At 41.7% G+C, this 17267-nt stretch carries 25 protein-coding genes; 22 read left to right on the forward strand and 3 right to left on the reverse strand.

All coding sequences use genetic code 11. The annotated features are described in order from the left end of the window. Nucleotides 1-8 precede the first annotated feature (8 nt). From IHV77_RS02745 to IHV77_RS02760, 4 genes are all read left to right on the forward strand, one after another. Nucleotides 9-332: a hypothetical protein gene (locus IHV77_RS02745; protein WP_194812630.1), complete on the forward strand. Its 324-nt coding sequence runs from the start codon at nt 9-11 to the stop codon at nt 330-332. 9 nt (nt 333-341) lie between these two features. Then, on the forward strand, nt 342-857 hold the full coding sequence (locus tag IHV77_RS02750) for a phage N-6-adenine-methyltransferase (RefSeq protein WP_194812631.1): 516 nt from the start codon (nt 342-344) through the stop codon (nt 855-857). A gap of 66 nt (nt 858-923) precedes the next feature. Then, on the forward strand, nt 924-1142 hold the full coding sequence (locus IHV77_RS02755; protein WP_194812632.1) for a type II toxin-antitoxin system HicA family toxin: 219 nt from the start codon (nt 924-926) through the stop codon (nt 1140-1142). Nucleotides 1143-1174: 32 nt separating this feature from the next. Next, complete coding sequence (locus tag IHV77_RS02760) at nt 1175-1576, forward strand: type II toxin-antitoxin system HicB family antitoxin (protein WP_194812633.1); 402 nt, start codon at nt 1175-1177, stop codon at nt 1574-1576. An 11-nt stretch (nt 1577-1587) separates the two neighbouring features. Here IHV77_RS02760 and IHV77_RS02765 read toward each other — a convergent pair whose 3' ends face one another. The 3 genes from IHV77_RS02765 to IHV77_RS02775 form a co-directional block, all read right to left on the reverse strand. After that, complete coding sequence (locus IHV77_RS02765; RefSeq protein WP_194812634.1) at nt 1588-1863, reverse strand: ogr/Delta-like zinc finger family protein; 276 nt, start codon at nt 1861-1863, stop codon at nt 1588-1590. A gap of 79 nt (nt 1864-1942) precedes the next feature. Beyond that, on the reverse strand, nt 1943-2980 hold the full coding sequence (locus IHV77_RS02770; RefSeq protein ID WP_194812635.1) for a phage portal protein: 1038 nt from the start codon (nt 2978-2980) through the stop codon (nt 1943-1945). Next, entirely contained in the window at nt 2970-4790 is a 1821-nt protein-coding gene (locus IHV77_RS02775; protein ID WP_194812636.1) for a terminase ATPase subunit family protein, read from the reverse strand. The genes IHV77_RS02770 and IHV77_RS02775 overlap by 11 nt, the downstream gene beginning before the upstream one ends. Before the next feature lie 202 nt (nt 4791-4992). Here IHV77_RS02775 and IHV77_RS02780 point away from each other — a divergent pair, with 202 nt between their 5' ends. The 18 genes from IHV77_RS02780 to IHV77_RS02860 all read left to right on the forward strand — a co-directional run bounded on the left by IHV77_RS02780 (nt 4993) and on the right by IHV77_RS02860 (nt 17252). Continuing rightward, nucleotides 4993-5850 carry a GPO family capsid scaffolding protein gene (locus tag IHV77_RS02780; protein WP_194812637.1) on the forward strand — a complete coding sequence of 286 codons (858 nt, stop codon included), beginning with the start codon at nt 4993-4995 and terminating at the stop codon, nt 5848-5850. A 3-nt stretch (nt 5851-5853) separates the two neighbouring features. Further along, entirely contained in the window at nt 5854-6870 is a 1017-nt protein-coding gene (locus tag IHV77_RS02785; RefSeq protein ID WP_194812638.1) for a phage major capsid protein, P2 family, read from the forward strand. Nucleotides 6871-6882: 12 nt separating this feature from the next. Then, nucleotides 6883-7731, forward strand: coding sequence for a phage terminase small subunit (locus IHV77_RS02790; RefSeq protein ID WP_194812639.1), 849 nt, complete (start codon nt 6883-6885; stop codon nt 7729-7731). Continuing rightward, complete coding sequence (locus IHV77_RS02795) at nt 7724-8176, forward strand: head completion/stabilization protein (protein WP_194812640.1); 453 nt, start codon at nt 7724-7726, stop codon at nt 8174-8176. Before IHV77_RS02790 ends, IHV77_RS02795 begins: the two co-directional genes overlap by 8 nt. Next, nucleotides 8164-8646, forward strand: coding sequence for a phage tail protein (locus IHV77_RS02800; protein WP_194812641.1), 483 nt, complete (start codon nt 8164-8166; stop codon nt 8644-8646). The genes IHV77_RS02795 and IHV77_RS02800 overlap by 13 nt, the downstream gene beginning before the upstream one ends. Further along, nucleotides 8643-9368 carry a phage virion morphogenesis protein gene (locus IHV77_RS02805; protein ID WP_194812642.1) on the forward strand — a complete coding sequence of 242 codons (726 nt, stop codon included), beginning with the start codon at nt 8643-8645 and terminating at the stop codon, nt 9366-9368. Before IHV77_RS02800 ends, IHV77_RS02805 begins: the two co-directional genes overlap by 4 nt. A 251-nt stretch (nt 9369-9619) precedes the next feature. Continuing rightward, nucleotides 9620-10750, forward strand: coding sequence for a DUF2586 domain-containing protein (locus tag IHV77_RS02810; protein WP_194812643.1), 1131 nt, complete (start codon nt 9620-9622; stop codon nt 10748-10750). A 3-nt stretch (nt 10751-10753) separates the two neighbouring features. Then, nucleotides 10754-11206: a phage protein gene (locus IHV77_RS02815; RefSeq protein ID WP_194812644.1), complete on the forward strand. Its 453-nt coding sequence runs from the start codon at nt 10754-10756 to the stop codon at nt 11204-11206. 90 nt (nt 11207-11296) lie between these two features. Next, nucleotides 11297-11530, forward strand: a complete 234-nt coding sequence (locus tag IHV77_RS02820) for an HP1 family phage holin (protein ID WP_194812645.1) — start codon at nt 11297-11299, stop codon at nt 11528-11530. Continuing rightward, nucleotides 11523-12083 carry a lysozyme gene (locus tag IHV77_RS02825; RefSeq protein WP_194812646.1) on the forward strand — a complete coding sequence of 187 codons (561 nt, stop codon included), beginning with the start codon at nt 11523-11525 and terminating at the stop codon, nt 12081-12083. The genes IHV77_RS02820 and IHV77_RS02825 overlap by 8 nt, the downstream gene beginning before the upstream one ends. Further along, nucleotides 12084-12485, forward strand: coding sequence for a hypothetical protein (locus tag IHV77_RS02830; RefSeq protein WP_228550062.1), 402 nt, complete (start codon nt 12084-12086; stop codon nt 12483-12485). After that, nucleotides 12376-12603 carry an Rz1-like lysis system protein LysC gene (gene lysC / locus IHV77_RS11820; RefSeq protein WP_228550053.1) on the forward strand — a complete coding sequence of 76 codons (228 nt, stop codon included), beginning with the start codon at nt 12376-12378 and terminating at the stop codon, nt 12601-12603. The genes IHV77_RS02830 and lysC overlap by 110 nt, the downstream gene beginning before the upstream one ends. A gap of 2 nt (nt 12604-12605) precedes the next feature. Next, nucleotides 12606-12914 (forward strand): putative phage tail assembly chaperone, encoded by a 309-nt coding sequence (locus IHV77_RS02835; RefSeq protein ID WP_194812647.1) that lies wholly within the window; start codon nt 12606-12608, stop codon nt 12912-12914. Between the two features lie 8 nt (nt 12915-12922). After that, on the forward strand, nt 12923-13093 hold the full coding sequence (locus IHV77_RS02840) for a DUF6890 family protein (RefSeq protein WP_194813304.1): 171 nt from the start codon (nt 12923-12925) through the stop codon (nt 13091-13093). 9 nt (nt 13094-13102) lie between these two features. Further along, complete coding sequence (locus IHV77_RS02845; RefSeq protein ID WP_194812648.1) at nt 13103-15217, forward strand: phage tail tape measure protein; 2115 nt, start codon at nt 13103-13105, stop codon at nt 15215-15217. A 3-nt stretch (nt 15218-15220) separates the two neighbouring features. After that, the gene (locus tag IHV77_RS02850) at nt 15221-15556 is read left to right on the forward strand and encodes a DUF2590 family protein (RefSeq protein WP_194812649.1); all 336 of its coding nucleotides are present in this window, start codon (nt 15221-15223) and stop codon (nt 15554-15556) included. Further along, nucleotides 15549-16718: a baseplate J/gp47 family protein gene (locus IHV77_RS02855; protein ID WP_194812650.1), complete on the forward strand. Its 1170-nt coding sequence runs from the start codon at nt 15549-15551 to the stop codon at nt 16716-16718. The genes IHV77_RS02850 and IHV77_RS02855 overlap by 8 nt, the downstream gene beginning before the upstream one ends. A gap of 9 nt (nt 16719-16727) precedes the next feature. Next, nucleotides 16728-17252 (forward strand): phage tail protein, encoded by a 525-nt coding sequence (locus IHV77_RS02860; protein WP_194812651.1) that lies wholly within the window; start codon nt 16728-16730, stop codon nt 17250-17252. The last annotated feature ends 15 nt before the right edge of the window (nt 17253-17267 follow it).

The following is a 17267-nucleotide window of genomic DNA, read 5'->3' on the forward strand; positions in this document are numbered from 1 at the left end:
AAAACCTCATGAACAAACGTAAACAAAAACAAATGCGCCGATTATTGGCGGCAAAACGCACAGAAAAGTGCGGTCAAAATTCCCTTCAAATTGAAATGAAAAAGTTACGGGCCAACGTTTGGGATCTTGCCGTCCAGTCGCAAGAAACCGCCAATCGTCTCAAAAGCCAAGGCGAAACATTGCGGCTATGTAACCGCTTTTTCGTAAAAGAAATTGCCAATCTTGAAAACCGGATCACAACTGATCGTATCGGTGATGTTTTGCTCGCCATCATAGGCGGAATGATTGGTGGTGCCATTGCGATGGTAACGTGGATTTTGTGTTTGATTTAAGGGGAAAATATGAACAAATCCAACACAAAAAAATCAGATAAAGACTTATGGGCGACACCTTGGTGGGTGTTTTATTATGCGGAACATTATTTTGGCATTAAATTTGATCTTGATGCCTGCGCAATGGAACACAACACAAAAGTCAAAAATTTCATCACACCGGAACAAAACACCCTCACCGCAACGTGGCAAGGGCGTTACGTTTGGATGAATCCGCCCTATTCAAACCCACTCCCCTTTGTACTGCGTGCTATTCATCAAAGCGTGCTACACAATAAAACGGTGGTAATGTTGCTTAATGTGGATGGTTCCACAAAATGGTTTGATATGTGCGTGCGTAATGCCAAAGAAATTGTTTATATCACTAATTCACGCATTCCGTTTATCAACAACGAAACAGGCGAAGAAACCGATCAAAACAACAAACCGCAAATGTTGGTGTTATTTGAACCCAAAGCCCCTTACGGCAGTTTGAAATCGTCTTATGTGTCGTTGCACGAAATGAAAGAAAAAGGCATAAAATAAACTAAATCAGCTTTAAATAAAAAAAGTGGGTATTATACACACAAAATAATTGACTAAGATTATAAAGTGGGTATAATACCCACTATTGAAAGACAGGACGGAGAAAAGGTGGACAGTAAAACGGCAATAAAAATGATAGAGGCGGACGGTTGGTATTTAGATAGAGTGAAAGGTAGTCATCATCAATACAAACATCCGACCAAATCGGGGACAGTAACAATTCCCCACCCTAGAAAAGACCTAGGGCATTTAGAAAAAAGTATTAAAAAGCAAGCGGGGCTATAAGCCCCCTTTAAAGAGAATAGGAGAACGAAATAATGTTATATCCAATTTGTATGGAAAAAGTCAGCGATGGTTATGTTGTTTCCGTTCCTGATGTACCCGGTTGTTTTTCTGCCGGTGATAATATGGAAGAAGCAATCCTAAATACAAAAGAAGCGATTGCCTTTCACATTGAAGGAATGTTAGAAGACGGTGAAGAATTGCCAAAATCAAAGCCCGCCGAGCAATATATTAATGATCCGGAATATCACGGATTTATTGTGACGGTTGTTGATGTCGATCTCGCTCATTTAATGGGGAAAGCGGAAAAAATTAATATTACGCTCCCGTCATTATTACTTCACCGTATCGATCAATTTGTCGCAACCCATCCGGAATATAAAAACAGAAGTAACTTTTTGGCACAATTAGCCACAAATAAGTTGCTCACCGCCTAAGAAAAAAGCCGCTATTCGCGGCTTTTTTCATCATCTAATATCTTCCTCAAATTGGCTTTATCATCTTCCGATAATTTGCCTAAAATTAATTCCAATAGTTTATCTTTTGTGAGGTTGCTACTGCGTGTGGTGTGGCTAAATTCCATATTCATCACAAAGCGGTGACCACATTGGGGATTTTTGCAGGAGCAATAATAACGGGTGAATTTACTGTGTATGCGTTCAGCCCTTTCAATCACCGATTTTGTATTGCAAACCGTGCAATAAATATCTGTTGTTCTTGCCATTTTCCCCAAAACCACAAAATTAATCAGTGTTTCTCATTATATAGATCACTGGTGTTTTGTATAGTATTTGATCGGAAATTTATTTTGTAAAATTTGGCTCACGGAACTTGATTTTTAATAAGTTTTTGATTTCAGGATCACGATTTATAGATTCCGCAATAATCTCTTGTAACGGTAGCACTTCATCATAGTGATAAACCTCACGATATTTCAACGGATCACCAAGCCCTGCCGTATTGGTCGGAATAATCCCACTTAAGCCCGCCGGGAATCGGTGGGCGGTCAGCACATCTTGCGCCGATATGTTTTTGATATTCGCAAATTCATCTTTTGTGCCGGTATCGCCAATCGGAATCACTTTCAAGCCGTCCGGGTGACCATTGGCAATATTCACAAACATTGATCGGAAGTTCCCCACCCCTTTTGATTCACCGATCTTTTTCGCAATCTCTTCTTCCATATCTTCTGTTAGGTCAGGGTCGGTCGAATACAAAATAAAACCCATGTGCGCCCCATTGCTAAAATAACGGCGGCGAAATACGGTGGCATCGGAATTTAACAAAGCCGATTGCAAACCGCCGACATAATCGGGCGATCCGTAAACTTGTTGCATAGGGTCATAAAGTTTAATAAAAATAATATCCCGTGCCTCATAACGATAAACTTCTTGCGCCGTATCATAGAGGGATTTTTTCATCAAATAAGAATAGCCTCCATCTTTACGCACACGTAAATACAAACCGGATAACGGCACAAGCCGCACCACTTGCCCAAAACCATTACGCACTTTTAGCAAGCCCACATCGCCAAACTGAATCAAATTCAAACAAAGCGCACGCATTTCCATTTTAGAGAGGGCTTTTCCGCCCTCATAGGTTGCACTCACCATATTTGCACGGCTATGTAAAATTCCGCCGTGCTGTGCGTTTTGGTGCGGCAATTTGGCTAAAACGTGGCGATTCACCGGGGGCAAATAGCACCTATAATTTTCATCAAACCCAACGCCCACATAATCCAATGCAGGCGAGGCGGTGATCTCATTCAATGAAAAAGTGCGGTCGTTTATCGGCGCAATTACAATTCCATTTTTATTTTCTTTTTTTGCCTTATTTTTCACTTAATACACTCCATCCACGGCGTTTGCGTGGTTTATCACTTAAGGATTTTTTGTTGATGGCATTACAAATCGCAAAAAACACATCGGCGTGTTGTGTTTTTACCGTTCGTTCCGCCGTAAACGTCATTGTGTTGCCTGATTTTGTCGATTGGTGCTTAATCATTAAAAAGCTAGGCACAATATCAATTTCTTTCTCGCTCCACTCAATTTGCCCGTGTTCAACCAAATCATGCACTTTTAGCACCATTCCCGTTTTGCTTTCAGGATTGTAAATAATGGCGGTTGCCGCACGGCGTGCAAATTCTTTCACCAGTTCATACACCCCATAGCCAACGCCCGTAGCATCAATACCTATGTAGGTCATATTGTATTTTTCATAAAGTTGCCGAATTTGATTGGCTTGATACACATAAGACAACCCGTTCCACTGGTAACGGGCTAAAATGCGGTATTTTTCGCCGGCAATGGCAGGCGGCGCAACGATCACAAAACTTGCACCATCACCACTATGTGCCGGGTCAAAACCGCCCCACACTTCACGATCACCGAAAGGGCGATCCGCTTTCGGGTCAAAATCCGTCCATTTCGCCGTATCTACGCCACATTTTAAAAGCTGCTTAATATTGAAAATCGAATCCGCATCATCAATCCACACGCACATATAAAGCTGGTTGAAAGCGTATTTGCTATAACGTTGTTTCAATTTTTCAATGTTGAATAAGATATCCGCACCGCCTTTTAGGGCATCTTCGATAGTGATTACATAACGCCATTGCCCATCAGGGCATAACCGCCCACCGTCACGCAATTCCGCAAAAGTCGGAAATAGCACATTTTTACGTTTAGGATCACCATCACGCCAATTATCACCGCTCCAAAAAGCGTAGGATTCGTGGAATTTTGAAGAGGGTGTGCTGAAATAGGTTTCCCGCCATTTGGCGTGCGTTGCCATGGCGGAAGCCACATCATTAAAACGTTGAAAATCACGGATCCACGCATATTCATCGCCGTAAACGTGGCCGCTATTACCTTGAGAGGTATTTTTATTGGTCGAAAGGAAATGCAACTCCGCCCCATTGCTTAAAATGATCGGATTACCGGTCAATTCTACGCCGAAGTATTCCCTCGCCATTTTCACAATATAGTTTTTAAAGATTTCCGCTTGCCGCTTACTGGCAGATAGGAAAATTTGATTATCACCGCTAAAAATCGCATCTTCCAACGCCTCAAAACTAAAATAATAGGTCGCCCCGATTTGGCGTGATTTCAAAATATTACGCACATCGTGGTGCTTGTTGGCACGAAGATGTTTTTGATAGTCAAATAAGGAATCAATAAACGGCTGACACATTTCGGGCGTAACCTCGGAAATATCATTTTTTACCCGTTTTTTCTTCTTGCGCTCATCACCATCACCACTATTGGCAAAAGTGCGTTTATCGGAAACATCATCAGAATTGACCGCACTTTTTGCCGACACTTTCGCAAATTGTGCCGCACGTTGCTTTTTATACTGAATATCTTTATCAATCAGGGCTTCAAGCTCCTTGATTTCCTGATCACTTTTATTCTCACGTTCCGTCAACGTGATAATGCGTAATGCGATCAATTCCTCAATACCGCTTTCGCTGATTAAGTTTCGCCAGTTGTATTTCTCCGCCCAATAATAAATCGGGCGTGTACTGTTTAATTTTAATTCCGCTGCAATTTCTTTCGGCGTGTATTTCTTCAAATAAAGAAATTTCGCCGCATAAATCACTTCGTCATCATAGCGTTTCGTTTTTCTTATTCTTAGCTTTGATTCCGTCATTTTTTATCTTGTTTTTGTTGTGTCGGGCGTATTGTGGCAACAAAAACAATAAAAATTGAATACCAAAATTCGGATATGTTCGGATATAAGGGAAAAACCGCCCATATCCGAACATATCCGAATTTTGCTGCGTGATTTTGTGAAAAAGATCGGAAAAAATGACCGCACTTGAAAAACATACCTTTTCCCAAGGTTGCAAAAAATGAATAAAAGCAAACTCAAAACCGATTTTATTTGCATTGCTACATCGGGCTACACCGTGGACGGTCGCCAAATTACCGCCAAAGAATTGCACGAAATGGCAGAAACCTATGATCCTGAATACTACACTGCCAATCTTTGGCCGGAACATCGCCGTTATTTTAATTGCGGTGAAGTTTTAGAAGTGAAAGCCGAAGAACAAGATAATGGTGAAGTGAAATTATTTGCCATTATTACCCCCAATCAGCAATTGCTTGATTTTAATCTTGCCGGTCAAAAGTTATTTACAAGTGTTGAAATTGCACAAAATTTCCGTAATTCCGGTAAAGCCTATCTATCCGGATTAGGCGTAACGGATAGCCCGGCATCGGTCGGCACGACCAAACTTGATTTTTTTAATCAAGAGAATGTGCAATGTGGCGAATTTATTAACATTAACTTTGCAGAGCCAAAAAACGAAGAAGAAAAAATGGCTCGTGGCTTTTTCAATGCACTCGCCAAATTCTTTTCATCTTCCGCCCAAACCACGGAAGAACCCACAAATCCCAATAACAACAATAAAAAAGAGGAAAAATCAATGGACGAAAAACAGTTCGCTCAATTACTTGATGCGGTAAATGGTTTAAGCCAAAAAATGGATAACCATTTTTCGGCAGAACAAGAAACCAAACCATCGCCCGAACCGAAAGCGGAAGAACAGAAGCCGGAACAAACGCAAAGTATTACTGCGGAACAGTTCAATCAGCTTTTAACCACGGTGCAAAATCTTGATAAAAAATTCAACGAATTAAGTCAAGAACAAACCACTGTGCCAAGCGGTGTGCCGGAAGAAACTCAAACTTTTAACGTGGCGGTATAACCTATGAAATTAGAAACTCAAAAAGTATTAAAACAATTTTTCTCACAAGTCGGGCATTACTACGGCGTAGATGCGGATCGTATTGAACAAGGGAAAGAATTTTCCATTGAGCCGAACAAAGAAATTCACTTATTGGACAACATTCAAAAACAAGCCGACTTTTTACAAAAAATCAACTATATGCACGTTGATGAAGTAAAAGGTCAATTAATCTTTGGTGCAACCGAAGGCATGATCACCGGACGTAAAAAAGAAGGTCGTTTTTACGGAAAAGTTGATCCTAGCGGATATAGCTACGAATGCGTGGATACCGATTCAGGTGTTTTAATCCCGTGGCCACGCTTAGATCAATGGGGCAGCCTTGCACCGCAATTCGCACAACGTTGGGCTGATTTCGTACAACGCCAAATCGCATTAGACGAATTAAAAATCGGTTTCTACGGTGAAAGTGTCGCCGAAAACACGAAAGATGCGGAAGGTAAAGATGTAAACAAAGGTTGGATTCAATTTGCCCGTGAAAATAAGCCGGAGCAAATTTTAACCCGTGGTAAAGCAGAAAACATTATCCGCATTTTTGGTGAAAGCGCCGACTACAAAAATTTAGATGAACTTGCCTACGACCTCAAACAAGGCTTACACGAACGCCACCGTGACGCAGGCGATCTTGTGTTCCTTGTCGGTGCGGATTTAGTCGCAAAAGAGGCAAGCCTTGTCTATCGTGGCAATAGTTTAATCGCAACAGAAAAAGCGGCATTAAACACCCACGATTTAATGAAAACCTTTGGCGGTATGCCGGCGATGATCGTGCCGAATATGCCGGGACGTGCAGCGATTGTGACAAGCTTGGATAACCTATCCATCTACACACAAAAAGGGTCTATTCGCCGTAGTTTCCGTGAAGACCAAGAGGCAAAAGGCATTAAAGACACCTATTACCGTAATCAGGCTTACGCCGTAGAAGATTTAGGTAAATTTGCCGCAGTCGAATTTAAAAACGTGAAATTGGAAAACGAAGAATAAGGAAAATCCAAAATGGGAATGCGAGACTTTCAACGCCAAATGCGGGCATTGGCAGAAATTAACCAAGCCAACGAAAACAATACACAACAAAGTACAGTTGTCGCACATGGCAATGATTACGCAGTGCTAGAAATTGCCTGCAAAAATGACGTAAACGCAATTCGCGCATTCCCGACACGTGCCGAAAAAAACGACTACAAGCGTGATCGCTTTTTGCCGAAGTGGTTACCTTTTGTTGAACAATATTTTGAACAAGGATCAATCTATCAAAATGATTATTTGGTTTATTGCATTGTGTATTTGTTTGACATTGCTGATTTTGACCGAGCCTTGTCATTGGCTGAAAAAGCAATTTTACAGAATCAGGCAATGCCGGAAGGTTGGCAAAGCACCTTACCGAACTTTGTCGCCGACCAAATCTACAACTGGACAGACAAAACCGCCGCAGCCGGTCAATCCGTGGAGCCATATTTTACACAAACTTTTAAAAACGTGGCGACCCGGTGGCAACTGCACGAAATCGTCACGGCAAAATGGCTAAAACTGGCAGCGGCATTACTCTTACGTAATCCACAAGGCAACGTACAGGCAAGCGGCATTGATGATGCCGAAACCCTGTTACTTGCGATTCAACTATGCAACCGAGCTTTCCAATTAAACCCGAAAGCCGGTGTAAAAAATATGATTGAACGTTGCACAATGCGTTTAAACGCATTGGCAAAAGCGGGTGAATATGATCCGCAAAGACTTCCCCAAGTGTCGGGCTTGAGTTTGGAACAACAACCAATTGATTTTGATCTTGTTGTCGAAAAACTCCTTGCCCGACCACTCGAAAACAACAACGGGGAAAACCATGTTTAACGGCAGAACGCAAGATTATGACGACACCGTCATCACCAATAGCGGTTTTTGGTGCGATGTATCCATTGAAGAATTTCAAAAACAACGTGCCATTCCCCTACAAATTCCCGTAGAGATGGTGAAAACCGCATTAATTGCGGCAATGCAAGGCGTAAATTTAGATTTGGCAGAAGTGGAAGAAAACTATCGCAAAAGTGCGGTCAATTCCGCACAAGAAATTTCAAGCCAAATCATTAACGGTGAAAACTACGCCGAAACCCTTTACAAAAAAGCGGTATTCGCTCGTGCGAAAGCAGAATTGTTACCCGAATTTAACACCCTTTCAGGGCGCGAAATTCATCAAAACCGTGAATACGTGACAGAGCAAAAAAGCCTATTGGCAGAGGCAACCCACGCCATCCGCACATTAAAAGGCAAAAGACGGGGATCAGTATGGCTACTGTAAAGAAAATGCGCTATCAGCAATTGACGGATTTTTTGCTCACTAAATTGCCGAAACGCTATCACAGCAATTTTTATAGTTGGATTGAAGAAGGCAAATTAATTAACGAAGGGCGACAAATTACCGACAACGGCATAGAGGTGTGTCATTTATCTTACAACGGTGTATTTCATTTTGAGGCATTACCCTTTAATGAAATTTCCCCGGCTTACTTGATGGCATTTATTCAAGTATGGGTAAACGAAAACGATCAAATGCGTGATCTATTAGGTGAAAATGAAATCCCTTTTGACCTAGACATAGTGGACGACAACACCGCAGATTTAATTTTTACCATTGCTTTTCGTGAACCGCTCACCGCAATACAAGATGAAAACGGTACATTAAAAATTGATGGTATGAATTACCGATTGGATGACATTGAAGTGTTCACCGCAGAATACATTGATATTGTGGCAGAAATTGAACAATGAAAATCTTAATGGGGTTAAAACCCAAAACCGTTGAGAAATTAAAACACACTTTATTGTATTTACGCCTTACTCCCCAAATGCGTAATCAAGTGATGCAGAAAGTGTTATGGCGACTAAAAGATAATTCAGAAAAAAATGTTAGCCGTCAACAATCACCAACCGGTAAACCTTGGGAACCAAGGAAGAAAAAATTAAAAGGTGGTGTGCGTGTAAATAAGATGCTCAAAAAGCGTGCTAGAACCCTGAATTCAAAAATAGAACAACAAGGCGAACGTGGGTTGCTTAATTACACGGATAAAAAAGGTGGAGAAATTGGAGCTATCCATCAATACGGTTTAGAAGTGCCGGTTGAACAAACAAAAAAGGATAAAAAAGCCTTAGCAAAATTACTTGCTCAAAATGATAAGCCGGCTACTCCACAACAAGCAAGACGATTAAGAGAACTCGGTTATAAAACCAGTAACGGCACAACAAAAAGCGGAAGAAAAAAATATAAAAAGGCTCGAATTAAAGATATCAAACAAGGTATGTCCCGAGGACAAGCAGGCTTAATAATTCGGATGATGGAAAAAAAACAAGGCATAAATATTAGACGTGGCTTAACTTCTTACAAAATGGCCAAACGCCCATTCTTAGACGAAGATAGCAAACGAAATGCCGACATTATTACAGATGAATTATTAAAAGGCTTTCAGAAAATGGGTTACCACTTACAACCATAAAAAAATAACCCCGAATGACTGCAATCATTCGAGGTTGTAAACCCCTTAACAGCGTTAACAAGCAAGGAGTATTTAATGTGGATCATTATATCCAACTACTAAAATTAATCAAGGAAACCATGATGCAATACGGCTTATTTAAAACAATATTTGGAATTGGAATGCTTGCCATCATGTGCCGACTTCCGGAAACGATAAACGCAATAGCGAACCTTGTTTCTTTATTAACACAACAATAAGAGGACAAAAAAATGTTCCCATCCGTACAAATTAACGCCCTTAATCAATTAAGCGGCGAATCAAAAGAAATTGAACGCCACGCACTTTTTGTGGGCGTGGGCGGAGTCAATGCCGGCAAATTGTTGGCAGTTACCCCCGATTCTGATTTCGACAAAGTATTCGGAGAAACCGAAACCGACTTAAAAAAACAAGTGCGTGCGGCAATGCTTAATGCCGGTCAAAATTGGTTTGCCCATGTTTATATCGCACAAGAAGAAGGTTATGACTTTGTGGAGTGTGTGAAAAAAGCCAATCAATCCGCCTCTTTTGAATATTGTGTCAATACGCATTATTTAGGTGTGGATAAAACCGCCGTAAATAAATTACAAGAATGTTATGCGGAATTGTTGGCTAAATTCGGTCGCCGTACTTTCTTTATTCAAGCGGTGCAAGGCATTAACCGAGATGAATCGGACGGTGAAAGCTGGGATCAATATGTGCAAAAACTCACCACTTTGCAACAAACAATCGTAGCCGATCACGTATGTTTAACTCCGTTGCTTTTCGGCAATGAGGCAGGCGTATTAGCCGGGCGTTTAGCCAATCGTGCGGTAACCGTGGCAGATAGCCCTGCACGTGTACAAACGGGCGCATTAATCAGCCTAGGCAGTGCAGAAAAACCATTAGACAAAGACGGCAATGAATTAACCATTGCGCATCTTAAATCCTTAGAAAGCGCACGCTATTCCGTGCCGATGTGGTATCCCGACTATGACGGCTATTACTGGGCGGACGGTCGCACACTGGACGTAGAGGGCGGTGATTATCAAGTGATTGAGAATGTACGGGTGGTTGACAAAGTGGCACGTAAAGTACGCTTGTTGGCGATTGCCAAAATAGCGGATCGTTCCTTTAATTCCACAACCTCAAGTACGGAATATCACAAAAGCTATTTTGCCAAACCGCTACGTGATATGAGCAAATCCGCAACCATCAACGGTAAAGATTTTCCGGGCGAATGTATGCCGCCGAAAGACGATGCCATCACCATTGTTTGGCACAGTAAAACCAAGGTAACGCTTTACATTAAAGTGCGCCCTTACGATTGCCCGAAAGAAATCACGGCAAACATTTTCTTAGATTTAGAAACCTTAGGAGATTAAAAAATGGAACGAATTAGCGGAATGAGTTTTGATTTCTATTTATTCGGTTTCCCGATTCACGCCGAATCAATCAGCCTTTCTATCTCGGATAACAGTGCCGTTGCATTAACACGTGGCATTCCGGACGGTTGGGTAAGCGGTGATGTATCGGCAGAAGGTGAAATTGAGCTTGACGAAAAAAACTTCAACAAAATTGCCACGGCGGCGGCCGCATCCGGTAGTTATCGCAGTATTCCGGAAACGGATTTCACTTTCTTTGCCATGCGGGGCGGTGTGCGTTCCAAAGTGGAAACTTTCGGCAATAAATTAATCTTAACCGATATTTTAAACATTGATCCGAAAGGCGGAGCGAAAACCACTAAGAAAATCAAATATTTCGTGACTAGCCCCGATTTTGTACGCATTAACGGCGTGCCGTATTTATCCGAAGAAGATACACGTGATCTTATCGGTTAACCCGATTTAGGCGACTGACCGTGCTGACGTATAACAATAATAAATCCAAGCAAGTGCGGTCGGTTTCCTAAATGTTTTAAAGGATTTTTTATGAACAGTAAATTGGATGGCGCAACCCCTTTTCTTGGTTCGCTTGTTGCCCTTATTTCGGGATTTACATTACACGAATGGGGCGCATTATTCGGGATTTTATTCGGGGCGATTTCCGTATGGATCGCTTACCGAAAATACAAAGAAGATGTTGCCATTCGCAAAGAAGAACTGGCTTACAAAATGTTAGTGGCAAGAATTGAAGCAAAAAGATTAGGGGTTAAAGATGAGTAAAAAATTTGGCGCAATGATTGTTTGTTCGGCACTGGCCGTAGCGGCAGCATTTTTCGCCCAACAAAATAACTTACCGGAACAACAAAAAAACCGTATCAGCCCCCAAATGCTCAATGAGTTGATCAATCTTGAAGGCTGCGTGCGTAATCCCTACAAATGCCCGGCAGATGTATGGACAAACGGTGTCGGCAATACCCACAACGTGGATAAAACCAAGATTTTAACCATTGACGAAATCGCCGCAGATTTACGGCACAACGTAAAGCAAGCCGAAAATTGCATTAATGCCGATTTCAACGGTAAGAAAATGAACCAAGGACAATATGATGCCATGGTGTCGTTAGCTTTTAATTTAGGTTGTAACGGTATCAAACGTTATTACAACAAAAAGCAAGGCGCAACCGTACCGACAACCATCTACCGAGCCGCCAAAGCCGAAAATTGGGAATTAATGTGCAACCGCATTCCCGATTTCAACAAAGCAGGCGGCAAAGTGTTGAAAGGCTTGCAACTTCGCCGAGCAAAAGAAAAAGCAATGTGTTTGGGGCAATAAATGAATTTTAAAACACTTTTAATCGGTTCTTTTTTCATTGTGTTTGTAGGCTGTCTCGGTTCTACCCTGCACTACAAAAAACAAGCGGAAACGACCGCACTTTTACTCAAACAAAGTGAAGAAAGCATTAGGCAAAATAAGGCAATGTTGCAACGGTATGAAAAGCAAAATACCGAACTCACCAAACAATTAAACCGAGCCAATAAACAAGCAGAACATCGCCGGCAACAACTTAAGGACGTGTTAAACAATGCAGAAAATAAAATTTGGACTGATGGGCGTGTGCCTTCCGATGTTGCTGGCGTGTTCAACCACCGCACCAACGGTAAACAATCCGCCGCTAATTTGCCCGCAAACCACCGAATGCCGGGCGTTACAAGTCAACATCCGCACCAACGGTGATTTAGCGGAAAGTTTAAATCAGGCATTAGATCGCCTGGATATTTGCACCACGGCTTACACTGCCGTAAATAAGTGCATCACCGATTTTAACAACCAAAACCAACCAGAAGGAAAATAAAAATGGAAAAAACACAAGCACAAACCCTACTTGAAAAACTCACCGGCAATCTTAAAGATTCTGTTGTTGTGAACATTGCCGGTGTGGATTTCACCTTTATTCGTGATAACAGTGCCTTTGATCAAATGATTAATGATATGGAATCAAACAACAAAGTCACCCCATTCAAAGATTATTTGTTGGCGATTGTTGCACGTGAGCAAAAAGAAGATTTATTAGAAATCATCAACGTACCGGGACTTGCAATGCAGGTTGCAGCCAAAGTCAATGAGGTCTTTGTGCCGCAAATTGAAGTTAACGTAAAAAACTAACCTTGCGTGTGGAAAGCATCGATCGCAATGGCTTATCACAAGCCATTGCCTTACGTATGCACTATTTACCACACGCCGACAACAGCGACTATAACCTCGCACGGGCAATATGGCTACATAAACAATATTTTGAACAACAGGCAAACGCCGTGGCAAGCGGCATTGCCAAAGTATTTTAAGGTTTAACAATGGCAATTCAGGGGCTTGAATACATCATCAGCTTAACCGATCAATTATCAGCACCACTCAAAGGGGTGATGAAAACTATTGATCAATTAGGTAAACGTGGTGAAGATGCGATGAAACGTATCGGAATCGGTGCGGCGGGTATCATTGCCACGGGTGCATCATTAAAGCATGCACTTGATCCTGCCATTGAATTTAGCCGTGCAATGAATGAAGTAAAAGCTACAGGTATGGGGGCGGAAGGATTAGCAGAAGTAGAGAAATTTGCCCTTGATTTTTCCTCTACCTTTGGCATTGCCTCAAATGAGGTTGTTTCATCAGTCAATGAAATTGCCCGTGCGATTGACGGCTTAACCGATAAGGAAATGATCGCATTTTCCGAAAGTGCAAATATTTTAGCCAAAGCAACCGGATCAAATACGGCACAAATGGGTTCTTATATTGCCACGATGTCAAACATCTTCCAAGATGAAATGAATCGCCTAGGTAAATCCGATTGGGTAAAACAAATGGCGGGGCAAGCCACCTTAACCGCCAATATGTTTAAATCTTCCGGTGAAAGTTTATCTGCAGCCTTTAGTAACCTTGGTTCAGCCGCTAAAAATGCGGGTGTTTCAATGGCGGAGCAATTTGCTATTTTGGGAAATACGCAGGGTATTATGGACGGTGCAAAATCCGGTACGGCGTATCGAGCCTTAATAGAAAATGCTATTAACAGCACCAAAATGCAGAAAAAATTAGGAATGACCTTTGTCGATCAAAAAGGTTTGCTATTACCCATCACCGAGATTATCGGAAAAATTAAAAAGAAATTCGGCAATTTAGGTCAAGCCGAATTGCAAGATAAATTAGCCTCTGCATTTGGTGTAGGTAGTTCTATCGCCAGTTTGCTATTAGACAAAACGGAGCAAATCACCGAACAAATTGACAAAATCGGCAAAATCAAAAACTTAGATGAAGCCTATGCCGTATCCAAAATCACTACCGATTCTTGGATGCGCCTTTCAAATATTTTGCAGAACATCAAAATTGCGATCGGTGGGCAGGTGTTGAAAAAGGTTGAACCATTTATGCAAAAAATCGCCGACTTAGGGCAATCTTTCCAAAAATGGTTATCAACCTACAAAAATATCGCCCGTTGGATTGGTTATGCCGTTGGCGCATTAATTGGTTTCACAGGGTTAACTGCCGCACTCACTTTAATGAGTGGTGTTATTTCAGCTATCGGAGTCGCATTTTCCTTTTTAGTAAGCCCTGTGATGTTAGTGATCGCAGCGGTGATTGCATTAGGCGTCATTATCTATAAAAACTACGACCGCTTTATGGAATTTATCGGCGGATTTATTACCGGTTTCAAATTGGCTGGCGTATCCTTTGAACCTTTATTTTCTGCTTTCTCGCTTGTTTGGGGGGCATTACAAAAAATCGGCGCAACAATTTGGCGCATCATGGGATTATTTAGCGGAGCTTCCGATTCAGCCTACACCTTTCAACAATTTGGAATAGATGTGGGGTATGCACTGGGAATGGTATTTAACATCATGCTTGGCGCCATTGAATTGATCGCTCACGGCTTTAATTTTATGGCAGATATATTTGCCATTACCACAAATGCGTTGATTGAAGGTTGGACGGCTATCACAACACTTTGGGATAGCGATAAACCGATCGAAAGTTTCTTAAATATTGCGAAGGCATTAGGCAATATTTTCAAAAATGCCTTTCGTGGGATTGTTAACTCATTTGTTGATTTACTCAATTTCATCATTCAAAAAGCCAATACCTTACCGAGTATTAATATTCCGTTGATCCCAAAATGGGAAGATTCGGCGTTACCACAAGGAAATGTTTCTGCATTAGGTGCATCTATCGGATCTCAAGCCTTGCAAATGCAAAATCAGATAGGTGCATTAAATACGGGTAAGCCTAAATTTGAATTGGGCGAACAAGTCAAACCACGGCTTACAAAAATGCCGAGTGGTTCAGTGACGAAAACACTGACACAAAATCAACAAACCACCAAAAATATTAATTACGGCGGTGTAACCATTAATACAAATAACGGTGAAAAAGTTTGGCAGGAATTACGCAACCGTGAGCAACTTGCAGCGGGGTGATAAATGGAAAAACACTATCTTGATCTCCTGATTATCGGCGAAGACATCACGTTGGATAGCGGCTATCAGCCGATGATTTGCGATAACCGTGCCTCTATCGCACAGGATATTAAGCACGCAATTTTAGAAAGTGGGCTTGCCACACAATTAATCGCAGAACGCTCACGCATTTTACGCCGAGACATTATTTTACAAATGGTGCTTTTAGTGGAAGAAGATGTGCGTTTGATCCCCGGCACGGTCTCCATTATTGAAGAAAAGTTAGGTCAACTATTCATCACCGCTGATACCTATGAATTTGGAAAATTAGACGAATTGGAGTTACGCCTCAATGAGTGAAGATTTTAAACAAATGTTAGCCGAAAGCGGCTTACCAACGGAAGAAACAGAAATCCGTCAAGAATTTGAACGTTTAACGGCACAAGAGAGCTTGATAACAAATACTTCAAGAATGTCCCCTTTTTGGCGTTTAATCACGGCGATTGCGGTGAAACCTGTGAAGTGGTTGACCGATCATTTAATTGCGGAAATTCTGCCGAATTTATTTGTGAAAACCGCCAAAGACGGTTGGTTACAAATTCAAGCATGGGCGGTAGGCTTAGATTTTAAAGCGGCAACCAAAGCCGAAGGTGTGATCCATTTCACCAAAGAAAGCGAAGTAACGGAACTCACCATCAAAGCCGGCACCATTGTTCAAACAGAACGCATTAATGATGTGATTTTCCGCCTTGTGGTAACACAAGACACCGTGATCCCGAAAGGCACATTGCGTGGCCCTGTTCCTGTTATTGCTGAAAATGCCGGTGCGAATTATAACCTCGCCGCCGGTTATTACCGTATTTTGCCTGAAGCAGTTTCCGGTGTAAGTGCGGTCGAAAATTTAGAAAATTGGCTGACATCACCGGGAGCGGATCGTGAAACCAATGATGAATTACGTGAACGTTACCGTACCCAATTTTCAAGCGTGGGACAACACCACATTGACAGTGTTTACAAAGGCATGATCGCCAAAGTTGCCGCCTTATCGGTGGATAGAATTTATTTCAAACACGATGCACCACGTGGCCCGGGTTCGGCAAACGCCTATTTGTTATTAGACACAGGCGTAACCAGTCAGCCGTTTATTGATAAAGTCAATCACTATGTGCGAGACGAACACAATCACGGCCACGGCGATGATTTACTGTGTTTTGCAATGCCGGAAACAAAGCACAATTTAACTTGCGCCATTTATTTTCACCCGTCAATTTTTGTCGGTGAGGTTAGAAAACAAGAAATTCTACAACAGGTTGAAAATATGATCCGTTGTGCATTTCGTGAGAATAACAATTACAAAGTGACAAAAACCTACCCTTTCAGCCGCTTTAGTTGGTCGAAATTGGGTGAGGAAATCCACGAACATATCAACGAAATTGCCTCGATCGTATGGGGACAAACCGACATAAAAAGCGATCTTTCCATTCCACGCATTCGGCAATTAACCGTGAGTGCGCAAAAATAAGGGGTTGAGATGAAAATAAAACTGCCCTTTTGGATGGATAAAGGCGAGCTAAACAAAATCGCCGTACTCTTTGGCAAATGGTGGGATTACGTACTAAGTGCGGTCAAATTTCCGTTCAATATTTTAGATGAAGAACATTGCAGTGAACGCATTCTTAATCTAATCGCCTATCAGCGAGATATTGAACGTTTTGAAGGTGAGCCGTTAGAACTCTTTCGTAAACGGGTGAAATATGCCTTTCTTAACGCCAAAGATGCAGGCAGTAAAGCGGGTTTTATCCGTATTTTTGAACGGCTAGGCATTGGCTATGTAGAAATTGAAGAACGTTTTGACGTAGAAAACTGGGATGTGATCAAAATCCGTTTAAGTGATTCACAACTAGCGAAAAAAACCGAGTTACTGAACTTGATTATTCGCAAATATGGCCGCACTTGTCGCCGCTATACCTTTGAAGTGATCACCAAAGAAACCGTTACTATTTACCACGGCGAATTTCACCACGATCACCAAAGTTTTTATGTGAAAGTGAATTAACCAATAACAATAATA

The organism is Rodentibacter haemolyticus, from assembly GCF_015356115.1.
GTDB lineage: Bacteria > Pseudomonadota > Gammaproteobacteria > Enterobacterales > Pasteurellaceae > Rodentibacter > Rodentibacter haemolyticus.